2 protein-coding genes are annotated in these 1,835 nt (G+C 60.5%); both read left to right on the top strand.

From position 1 onward, the window contains the following. On the top strand, positions 1–331 hold a 331-nt coding region (locus CWO89_RS46665), incomplete at its 5' end, for a hypothetical protein (RefSeq protein ID WP_165421602.1). Positions 332–864: 533 nt separating this feature from the next. Next, positions 865–1,722 (top strand): MFS transporter, encoded by an 858-nt coding sequence (locus CWO89_RS43820; protein ID WP_245476856.1) that lies wholly within the window; start codon positions 865–867, stop codon positions 1,720–1,722. The last annotated feature ends 113 nt before the right edge of the window (positions 1,723–1,835 follow it).

The raw sequence follows: 1,835 nt of genomic DNA, 5'->3' as shown, positions 1-1,835 counted from the left end.
TAAGGACGCTGAGAATTTCACTCCAATGATATTCTTTGACAGGGGCGGCTACTGGCTGCGCTCCGCGATCTACGAGAACGGCAGGGTTACGAGCTACGGCTTGAAAATGGACGAAACCGTCCCCGAGATACTCAAATTCGGGATCTGCACCCGATTGAGTCCCGACGAAGCCGCATTGCGGCAATTTCTCGATCAAATGGCCTTCACGGACGACGTATCTGTCATTAAGGATGTCTTGGCCAAGCATTCGGGCGTTGCGAAGCGGAATATGTCCTTCGCGCTCGCCGGCGAGTCGTTCAGGATACCTACGCTGCGCATGAACCGGGCCTAACCTAAACGGGCGCCCGCTGCCCAGTCTTCCCCGACGTTCCGGACAGGTATCGCCAGCTGCTGTCCAGAACTCCCGCGACCACCATGACGGCCGCCAAAGGCGGGACGCCCTGCAGCGGATTTTGGCGTGCGATATCGAACGCGCGCTCACGCGTATGCGCTTTCCCCAACGAAATGCTCGCCCACCAGGTAACGTTCCGATCAAACGCATCCATGAACTGGTTTCTGATTTCGCCCGAGCTATGCAAAGCCGCGGGTTGACGTGCGCGGTGCGATCGTCGATGGCGAAACTAACCTGCTCGTCCGGAGCGGAGCGATAGTCTTTGGGCTCTTCCCAGCGGCTTTGCAGACGTCGGGCTCTCCGCCGGAATGTCGAAAAAGAAATTGTTGAAGAGGCAGGCTCGAAAGTATCCGCTTTCCGGCTTGCCGCGGTGGGCGAGTGTGAGGGAAGGAGGGTAGCGGTCCTCCGGGAGAGCGCGAGGGAACGAATTGGACGTGCAAGCCATACGACGACTTTGCTTTGTTGGGTTTTCCTTGGCGTCGTTCTTCATTGTTGGCGTCGGCATCGTCTTGCCGGCGTGGATCGCGTTCCATGCCGGTGGATCGAGCCTGGTTGGCCTTGTGCTGCTGAGCTCCAGCGTCGCTGGATTCGTTCTCGCGCCGCTCAGCGGGTACATCGTCGACCGACATAGTCGTCTCATAGTCACCGCAGCGGGACAAGCGATCAGGGCTTCCGGCCTTTTTATGTTGGCCCTCGTGCAGGTCCTGCCCGAAGGGCTCTCACGCCCCCTGCTGGTTCTATCAGCCATTCTCGGGGCGTTCGGCTACGCGCTCCTGGCGGGCGCCATGAGCGGCCTGCTCCAGTCGCTCATTCCCGAGACTGAGCGGATGACATTCAACATGCGCCTGTCCTTCTTCAATCAGGCAGGGCTCGCCATGGGGACAGGCGTAGCCGGCTATGCGATCGATCGGCTCGGCAGCACTATGGCGGCCGTCCTGTCCGCCTGCATCGCATTGGCCATTCTGCCTCTCCTCGGGATGCTGACGAGGACCCCAAGCGGTCGCCGGTCGATGAAGGGGCTCAATCCGCTTTCCGCCTCGCGTGAGGCGTTCCGCTATCTTCTGAACGAGCCGCAAAGCCTGTCCGCTGCGGTCACGGTGGGCCTGGCGTTCGCGGTGATCCAGATCACCAACCTGTTGTTGCCGGGTTTCGTCATCCATGCGCTTGGCGGCGGCAGCGATCTCTTTGGCATGCTTGAGATGACGGCCGCAATCGCCGGCATGACCGCCCTTGCTGTCGCTGGGATACCGGCGCTCGCCAGGAAAATGGCCCGAGCAACAGCGACGGTTCTCGCGGGGGCAGCGGCATCGTTGATCGTTCTGTCCTTATGACCAACCCGCTGGCTGCGATTGTGCTCTATGCCGTTGCTGGAATGCTGTGGAACCTGTCACGGGCTGCGGCCAACGGACATCTTTTGACCGTTGTGGATTCGGCCCTGATCGGA

This window comes from Bradyrhizobium sp. Leo170 (assembly GCF_004296405.1).
In the GTDB taxonomy this organism is placed as follows: domain Bacteria; phylum Pseudomonadota; class Alphaproteobacteria; order Rhizobiales; family Xanthobacteraceae; genus Bradyrhizobium.
Note: the sequence above shows the minus strand (reverse complement) of the source record. Positions and strands in the feature narration are given on the sequence as shown.